The sequence below is a fragment of the Phenylobacterium sp. genome, from assembly GCF_031412415.1.
In the GTDB taxonomy this organism is placed as follows: Bacteria; Pseudomonadota; Alphaproteobacteria; order Caulobacterales; family Caulobacteraceae; genus Phenylobacterium.
Genome location: NZ_JANOCX010000079.1, coordinates 1 through 8,108 on the forward strand (window position 1 = coordinate 1; position 8,108 = coordinate 8,108).

At 70.2% G+C, this 8,108-nt stretch carries 9 protein-coding genes; 3 read left to right on the forward strand and 6 right to left on the reverse strand.

The window, feature by feature from the left end; all coding sequences use genetic code 11:
- Positions 1–88: 88 nt before the first annotated feature.
- From RMO04_RS04035 to RMO04_RS04045, 3 genes are read right to left on the reverse strand one after another with little or no spacing between them, the layout of a single operon-like run.
- Positions 89–1,180, reverse strand: coding sequence for a winged helix DNA-binding domain-containing protein (locus RMO04_RS04035; protein WP_309643509.1), 1,092 nt, complete (start codon positions 1,178–1,180; stop codon positions 89–91).
- 28 nt (positions 1,181–1,208) lie between these two features.
- On the reverse strand, positions 1,209–2,459 hold the full coding sequence (locus tag RMO04_RS04040) for a DUF1501 domain-containing protein (RefSeq protein WP_309643510.1): 1,251 nt from the start codon (positions 2,457–2,459) through the stop codon (positions 1,209–1,211).
- Positions 2,456–3,907 (reverse strand): DUF1800 family protein, encoded by a 1,452-nt coding sequence (locus RMO04_RS04045; protein ID WP_309643511.1) that lies wholly within the window; start codon positions 3,905–3,907, stop codon positions 2,456–2,458. The genes RMO04_RS04040 and RMO04_RS04045 overlap by 4 nt, the downstream gene beginning before the upstream one ends.
- 66 nt (positions 3,908–3,973) lie before the next feature.
- Here RMO04_RS04045 and RMO04_RS04050 point away from each other — a divergent pair, with 66 nt between their 5' ends.
- A complete protein-coding gene (locus RMO04_RS04050; RefSeq protein WP_309643512.1) occupies positions 3,974–4,699 on the forward strand; it encodes an ATP12 family protein in 726 nt (241 codons plus the stop codon).
- On the opposite strand, the gene RMO04_RS04055 is transcribed toward RMO04_RS04050, so the two are convergent.
- The 3 genes from RMO04_RS04055 to RMO04_RS04065 are packed head-to-tail and all read right to left on the reverse strand — an operon-like array spanning position 4,696 to position 6,720.
- Complete coding sequence (locus RMO04_RS04055) at positions 4,696–5,205, reverse strand: GNAT family N-acetyltransferase (protein WP_309643513.1); 510 nt, start codon at positions 5,203–5,205, stop codon at positions 4,696–4,698. The genes RMO04_RS04050 and RMO04_RS04055 overlap by 4 nt on opposite strands.
- A 5-nt stretch (positions 5,206–5,210) precedes the next feature.
- Entirely contained in the window at positions 5,211–6,104 is an 894-nt protein-coding gene (locus RMO04_RS04060; RefSeq protein ID WP_309643514.1) for a pyridoxamine 5'-phosphate oxidase family protein, read from the reverse strand.
- A 4-nt stretch (positions 6,105–6,108) separates the two neighbouring features.
- Positions 6,109–6,720, reverse strand: a complete 612-nt coding sequence (locus RMO04_RS04065) for a glutathione S-transferase (protein WP_309643515.1) — start codon at positions 6,718–6,720, stop codon at positions 6,109–6,111.
- A 100-nt stretch (positions 6,721–6,820) separates the two neighbouring features.
- On the opposite strand from RMO04_RS04065, the gene RMO04_RS04070 reads away from it, so the two are divergent.
- Positions 6,821–7,708, forward strand: coding sequence for a LysR family transcriptional regulator (locus tag RMO04_RS04070; RefSeq protein ID WP_309643516.1), 888 nt, complete (start codon positions 6,821–6,823; stop codon positions 7,706–7,708).
- Between the two features lie 61 nt (positions 7,709–7,769).
- Positions 7,770–8,108: carboxyl transferase domain-containing protein (locus RMO04_RS04075; RefSeq protein WP_309643517.1), on the forward strand; the 339-nt coding region annotated here is incomplete at its 3' end.

Consider the following 8,108-nt stretch of genomic DNA (forward strand, 5'->3'; position numbering starts at 1 on the left):
CGGCAAGGAGCTGAAGGCCGGTTTCAAGCGCTTCGGATTCGACGAGCACGAGGCCGATCGCGAACCCTTCAGGCGCAAGCGGCGGTAGTTACGGCCCCTCGAAGCTCACGCTCGCCTCGGCCTCCGGCGCCAGGAACTTGGCGGCCGAGATCGCTTCAGCCCCAATGGCTTTGCGGTCCTTGGCCGAGACCGCCTCGAACAGCCGCACGGCGATCGCGGTGGTCTTGCGCTTGGCCTCGATCCGCCAGGTCCCTGTCACGACCCCGTCGACCAGGACCATCGCAGGGATCAGCCCGTTCTTGCTGGCGAGCAACGGGGCGTGCCGCGGGCGGATGATCCCGGTCCGGTCGGCGCGGCCCAGGATCGCGCCGTCAAAATCGGCCAGCAGTCGGACCGGCGCGGGCGTGTCGCCGCCTGGCCGCGGTGCGTCTTTCAGGTCGTAGAGCACGCGCTTCTTCTCATCGCGGAAGGTGACGAGATCCCCGCCCATGGACTCGAGGATGGCGGCGGCGGCCTTCAGTCCCGACCAGCCGGAAAAGTCGCCGGGCAGGCTGGGGCCATGGGCGGCCAGATAGCGGCGGGCCAGCGCCTGAGGCTTGGGCGAGGCGTCCTCGTCGCGGCCCAGCCAGGTCTTGACTAGGGTGAAGGCGCCGCCAGGCTCGTGGCCGAACGGCGCATCGTGGCTGGCCTGCACCAGCGGCAGCCAGACCCGCACGCCCCAGGCCATGTTGCGCACATTTTCCACCCCGGCTTCGGCGAAGACCTGCCTGACGCTCTCGAAGTCCTTAGGCTCGGGGGCGAAGTGGCGCTCGGCGAGGTCCATCACCTGATCCACCTGCGCCGGCGTGGGGCGGATGCCGCCCGGCAGGGTGATGTCGCGCGGGGGCATGACCGTGGTGCGGAAGGCCAGGATGTCGTCGGCGGTCGCCAGGTGCAACGTCCCGCGCATCAGGGTCGAGCGGACGACCCTCCGCGACTGGATGGCCTCCAGCAGATCCTCGCGCCTGAACCCGCTCAAGCGCGCCCACAATCCGACGAAGGCGGCGCGGGGAAGCTGGGCCTGGATGGCGAACAGGCAGCCGATGGCCTCGACAGGCGACATGGCTTCTCGGGCCAGCAGCATCTGGCGGGCCAGCAGGATGCGGTTGAGATCGCGCGGGCTTAGAATCTCGTCGGCCATGGCCGCGAGATTGCCGGGGCCAGGGACCTCAGACCAGCCCTGTCACCGGACGGGCCGTGGCGCTGTCGGGAAAGACCGTGGTCTCCAGCGCGCGACGGTCCAGGCCCATGTGGTCGGCCAGCACGCCCTTGAACAGGCCGCGCATGTCCAGCGTCGGGGCAAGGTCGCGGTTCTCGTAGAGGGCGCTAGTCTTCAGGCCGGGCCAGTCTCCAATGATGCCGCCCGGCTTCAGCGATCCGCCCAGCACAAGCGCCGTCGAGGCGGTGCCGTGGTCGGTGCCGCTGGTGCCGTTCACCCGCGCGGTGCGGCCGAACTCGGTGGCGACGATGACAACGGTGTTGCTCCATTCGGGGCCGAGCCCGGTGTGGAGCCCGTTCAACACCGCGTCCAGATAGCCCAGGCGATTGGCTAGCTGTCCCTTCGCCGCGCCCTGGTTGGCGTGGGTGTCGAAGCCGTCGAGACTGAGCGCAGCGATCTGCGGGCCGCCGGGTTCGCGCATGAAGCCCGCCAGGGTCCCGCCCAATTTGCGCGCGGCCTCCTGGCCTTGGCGCAGATAGCCTTCCACGCCGCCGGCGGCGGGAGCGGCGCCCATCATCGACGGCGCGTCGGCGCCCTCGGCGAGGCCGTTCATGGCCGACTGGGCCATGGTCTCGGTCGCCAGACCCCGCGCCAGGGCCGGGCCCAGCACGGGATCGTCCTTGTAGAGATCTTGCAATAGGCCCGGCAGTCGGGCCTGGGCGTCGACGCCTCGGCCAGGCGACCAGGAGGACGCCGCCGCCGGGCCGCGCAGAATCAGCGGAGAGGTGGGGCCGACCGAAAGGGCCTCGACCTTGCGCGCCGCCTTCAGGCTCTCGACAGCGCGATTGAGCCAGCCAGAGGAGGTCCCGTAGACCACCGCCGCCCCGGTCTCCAGAACGTCCTGGGCCTCGAAATGCGAGCGGGCGCGGTCGGGGGTGGCCACGGCCGGGGCGATGCGGGCCTGGCCCGCCTTGGCCAGGTCATGGACCGAAGTCATCGCCGGATGCAGGCCGAACGTCCCGTCCAGCCGCAGCGCGTCGTCGCCCAGGGCCAGGTTGCGACGAAGGCCCTGATAGTCGGGATCGCCGGTCGGCGGCGCCAAGGTCAGGCCATCCAGGCCGCCACGACAGATCACCACCACCAGTTTGCGCCGCGACAGGTCGCCCGTGGCGGCGAAGGCGGGACGGGCCAGCAGATCGATGGAGAGGCCGAAGCCGGTCGCCGCCATCAGCGCCCGGCGGCGGGTGAGGTGCACGGTCATCGGCGTTGAAACTCCGGACTCATCAGCAACAGAGCAAAGCCCTCGGCCCTGGACTCGGCCCGGGCGATGGCGGTGGCCGTGGCGGGCGAGAGCCGCGCCCCAAGAGCAGCGACGGCCAGCGCCTTCGGGTCCCGATCCCGTACGGCGGCGGCGGAAAAGGCCTGGGCCCAGCTCAGACGCTGAACGACGGCCGCGGGCGTCGCCCAGGCCGCCGTCTCCTCGGGCCAACCCTTAGGGGAGGGGGCGGAGAACGCCTTCTGGCCCATGGCGTTGAGCACCGGCGCTAGGCGGGCGATGTCGCGCGGCGCGCCGTCTGCGGCCCGCCAGCTCGAGATCACGAACTCGTAGGGCGTCTTGAACTTGGCCGGCTGGGGCGACCAGGCCTCCGGCGCGGCGATCAGGGCGTGGGCGACGGCGTCCAGGCCGCCCCCGGAGTCTGTCCAAGCCCGCTCCAGCCGCGCGACCAGCGCCGGCGGAGGGCTGTCGGCCACGAAGTGACGGGCGATCTTGGTGCAGACGAACCGGATGGTCTGGGGCCGGTCGGCCAGGTCGGCCAGGATCGCGCCGGTCTGTTCCTTGCCGCCGGGGGCGTAGCGCACGCCCATCACCGTGCGGGTTCCCGGCTCGTGGGCCACGGCGCGAAACACCGGCCGGCCAATCATTTCGGGATCTTCGCGCAGGCCGCCGACCGATAGGCCGGTCATGGCGCGGGCGAACTCGGTGACATCGGCCTGGGTGTAGCCGCCATCGACGCCGACCGTGTGCAATTCCAGAATCTCGCGGGCGAGGTTTTCGTTCAGGCCGAGCTTCCTCTGCGCGCCGCCGGGCCGGCCGCCGACGCCGCGCCGAGGTCGGGACACGAACTGGGCCGCCGGGCTGTCGGGACCGACAGACTGAGCCTGGTCCAGGTAGAGCAGCATGGCCGGGTGGGTGGTGGCGGTCGACAGCAAGTCGGCGAACCGACCGAACACATGGGGGCGTATGGCCTCGTTCTCGAAGGGTCCGACCACCGTGGCCGTGAGCAGCTTATTGGCCGAGACCGTGAAGTGGTTGGCCCAGAACAGGGTCCAGCGCTCGCGGAAGCCGGCCTCTGTCTCCGCCCCCAGCCGGGCGCGGGCGGTGAAGTCGGTCGCCACATCGTCGCGCAGCATCCGCTGGGCGATCTTCACCGGGTCGCGGGCGTCGGAGACCGGCGTGTCGTCGCCCGCCGCCCGCTTCATGGCGCCCTTGTCCTGCTGATAGACGCGGAAGCCCGCGATCCGCTGGGCGGAGGTCTCGCCGTTGGTCCGCGGCTGGTCCGCGCCGGCGCGGCGGATCTGTCGCGTGAGGTAGCCGCGCGGGTCGCCACGCGCCGCGGCGATCTCTCCTGGCCTGGCGCCCAGGCCGAAGCGGGTGACGGCGATAGCGGCGTCCAGATCGCGGTCGGCCACAACTGGCTCCTTGCGCATTTCCACTTCCGTCCCCATTGCACGGGGCGACCCGCGGAATTCCGTCGCGGACGGTTGGAGGCGCGCGTGCGAAAAGGTTTTCACGAGCCCGGCGAAAAGCCCAGGCGCTTCTACAAGGACGTCTCGGTGGTCGCCGAGGCGGGCGGGTTCCAGGTCAAGCTGGACGGCCGCAACGTGCGCTCGCCCAAGGGCGGGGTGCTTATCCTGCCGACCCTGGCCCTGGCCGATCTGGTGGCCGCCGAATGGGCCGCCCAGACCGACGTGATCGAGCTGGCGGAGATGAACGTCACCCGCCTGGCCTTCACGGCGCTGGAAGCCGTGCCCCAGGCTCGTGACGGCGTGGCGCAGCAGGTGGCCGATTTCGCGGGCTCGGACCTGCTCTGCTACTACGCCGAGGAGCCCGAAGCGCTCGCCGCGCGGCAGACGGAGCATTGGTCGCCGATGCTGGATCGCGCCGAACAGGAGCTGGGCCTGGTCCTGCTGCGCGCGGTGGGCATCGTCCATCGCGCCCAACCGGGCGAGACCCTGGCCAAGGTCAAGGCGCTGGCCCTCGAACTCGACGACTTCGCCCTGGCCGGCGTGGCCTTCGGAACCTCCCTGTTCGGTTCGGCGGTCCTGGCGCTCGCCCTGCAGCGGGGCTGGCTCACCGGCGAGCAGGCCTACGAACTGTCGCGGATCGACGAGGCCTTTCAGGAAGAGAAATGGGGCGTCGACGAGGAGGCGGCCGAACGCACGGCGCGGCTGTTCGTGGAGTCCACAATGCTGGACCGCTGGTTCCGGGCGCTGAGCTAGGCGTCGCGGCGGAACAGGATGACCGGGCCGTCCCAGGCGGCTGTCTCGACGTCGATCTCACGGATACCCGTCGCGCCCCGCGTTTCGGCCACGGTGCGGCGCCAGAACGACAGCGCCGCGGTGTTCTTCCGCGCCACGGCGACCTCCCAGAGTCCCCTACGTTCGGCGAAGACCAGTTTGGCCGCCGCCGCACCCACGCCCGCGCCGCGATGCTTCCGCAGCACGAAGAACTCCGCGACGCTATGGTCGATAGGTTGGCCAGAATGGCTATGGTCGGTCACCAGGGCGAACCCCGCCAGGATGTCGCCCCGCCAGATGAACGACGCCGTGCGGCGCGGTTCGGTCCAGTACGAGGCGAAGGGGTAGGTCGCGAACCGTCCGTCGGCCTGCAGATCGCCCCGCGCGGTTCCCGCCCAGAATTCCGAGAAGTCGTGGGTATAGAACTGCATGAGGTTCTGCAGCACTTGCTCGTCTTCGCGCCGGATCGGGCTGAGCCGCACGTCCATCTGATCTAGCCCCAGGTTCCCGTAGCCAAGGTGGTCGGCGAATAGTCCCCGAATGTCCAGCGCAGCGGGATCGCCGCGCGGCGACGCCAGCCGCGTTCGACAGTGAAACGCCACAGGCGCTCGGCGCCTTCGAGCCCGGCCTGGTCCCAGAGCACCTCGGCCCGGCCCTGGAGTTGGGTCAGGTCGCCGGTCTCGAAATCCGGGAACAGCAGGGCCGCGCGGGGGTCGGCCAACAGGTTGCCCAGGGTGTTGAAGAACCGGTTGCCCCGGAAGTCCGGGATGGTCAGGACATCGTGCTCGATCCGAACGAAGCCCGGACGCCCGCCCCGGTGGGAGATGTCGACCCCGCCGTTCTCCCCCTGCGCGGCGGTGGCGACAAAGAAGGTGTCGGCGGCGGCGATCGTGACGCGGGCGTCGGCATCGAGGCCGGCGAAGCGCTCCAGCGGACCCGGCGAGCGGGCGACCGCCTCGACGCTGCGGGTTTGGATGTATTGCGGACAGTTGCCGAAGCTCTGGTCGATCACGATGGCGATCCCGTCATGGGCCGCGGCGATACGACCATTGGCCCGGTTGCGGCGGCGGTTGGAAAGGTCGAGGCCCAGCAGGCCCATCTGTGCGCCCGGCGTCAGCAGCGCCTGGGCAGGATCGGCGGGATCGGGCCGGACGGCCAGCCGTAGCGTGTGCTCGTCGGGGCTGGCGATGAACCCCGGCGCGCCGGTCAGCATCGTCGCGGCCGGCCAGCCGTCGGGCTCGACCGCGCCCGCGAAGAGGTATGTCAGACCCTCGAAGAAGGCCCGATGCTGGTCGGGCATGAAATCGCGGATGCCCGCGCCCGTCGGCAAGGCCATCAGGCCCGCGCGGCGCTGGGCCGCGCGCTCGTTGGGATGAAAGGGGTCCATGAGGTCAGGCCGGGATCGGCGAGGCCGGAAGCGGCTTGAACCAGGGTTGGGCCTCGACCCGGGCCAGCCAGGCGCGAACGGCGGGGTAGGGGGCGAGCGGGATCGCTCCCTCTGGCGCATGGGCCACATAGGAATAGCAGGCGAGGTCGGCGATGGTCGGGTGGTCGGCGGCGAGGTAGGTCGCGTCCCGCAGGTGCTGCTCCATGAAGACCAGCAGCCGCTCGGCGATTTCCCTGGCGCGAACGGGGTCTCCCGGCATGTTCCACTGCAGGGCCATGCGCGCGGTGGCCGGGCCGTACATCACTTCGCCGGCCGCGATGGACAGCCACCGCTGCATCTTCGCCGCGCCCACCGGATCGTTCAGCAGCCAGGGACCGTCGGGATCGTAGCGCCTGGCCAGATAGACCAGGATGGCGTTGGAATCGGCCAGGACCAGGTCGCCGTCTTCGAGCACGGGGATCTGGCGCAGGGGGTTGAGCCTGGCGTACTCCGGGGAGGCGCGAACCGCGGCGGCGGCCTCCACGAACTCGAAGTCTAGACCCAGGATGCGCAGCATGAGCTCCACCCGGTGGGCGTGGCCAGACAGCGGTGTTCCGTACAGCCGGATCTTGGACATGGGCGTCTCCCTGAGATGGCGAGGCCCAGACTATCTCTTGCCGAAAGCCGGGTGAATGCTGCTAGTTGGCAATTGACTATTCCAGTTCTCGGAATGACTGATGGATCGCCTGGACGAACTGACGGTGTTCATGGCCGTGCTGGAGACCGGAAGTTTCGCCGCCGCCGCGCGCAAGCTGCGCCGCTCACCGCCGGCCGTGACGCGGATCGTGGCTGGTCTGGAGGCCCGCGCCGGGGCCCGGCTGATCGAGCGCACCACCCGCAGGCTCAATCCCACCGAGGCCGGTCGCGCCTTGGCGGGGAAGACGCGCGGCCTGCTCGCCGCCTATGAGGAGGCCCTGGCTCCGGATGACGATGGCCCGTTGCGGGGGCTGATCACCATCACCGCCCCGTTGGTGTTCGGCCGCCGGCACATGACGCCGGTGGTGGCGAGCTTCCTTGGCCTCCATCCGCAGGTCAGTGTCGAGCTGGTGCTTCACGATCGCAACCTCGACCTAATCGAGGGCCAGATCGACCTGGCCCTGCGGATCGGTGCCCTGGCCGATTCCGGCTTGGTGGCGCGCAGGGTGGGGGAGGTGCGGCGCATGCTGGTGGCGTCGCCCGACTATTTGGCGCGGCGCGGAACGCCGACGAAGCCGGCCGACCTGGCGGACCACGAGATCGTCTTTTCCGGCGTCCTGACCGGCGCCGCCGAGTGGCGCTTCCGCGACCATTCGGTGCGGCTGACGCCCCGGCTGAGCGTCAACGAGATCGACGCGGCCCTGATCGCCCTGCGCGCCGGCCACGGGATCGGCCGGCCGCTCTCCTACCAGGTGGCTCAGGACCTGGCGTCCGGAGCCCTGGTCCGGCTGCTGCCTCGGTTCGAACCCGAACCCTTGCCGGTGCAGTTGGTGGCCCCGAGCCGCCACGTCTCCAGGAAGGTCCGCGCCTTCCTCGACCACGCCGTGGCCGCCTTGAGCGACCTGGCGGTGATCCGGCCTGGCCCCTGATCGCGGTTGCGCGGTCCAATTCGTCCGACTACCCCTTTGCCTCCACTGTGGGAGACGCCGCGTGAAACAGATCCTTGAGGAGCTTGAGCGCCGCCGTTCGGAGGCTCGGCTTGGCGGTGGCGAGCGTCGGATCGCGTCTCAGCACGCCAAGGGCAAGCTGACGGCTCGAGAGCGCCTGGACCTGTTGCTGGACGAGGGGTCGTTCGAGGAGTTCGACATGTTCGTCGAGCACCGGGCGACGGACTTCGGGATGGCCGACCAGAAGGTGGCCGGCGACGGGGTGGTGACCGGCTGGGGCAATATCAACGGCCGGCTGGTGTTCGTGTTCTCCAAGGACTTCACGGTGTTTGGCGGGAGCCTGTCGAACGCGCACGCCCAGAAGATCGTCAAGGTCCAGGAG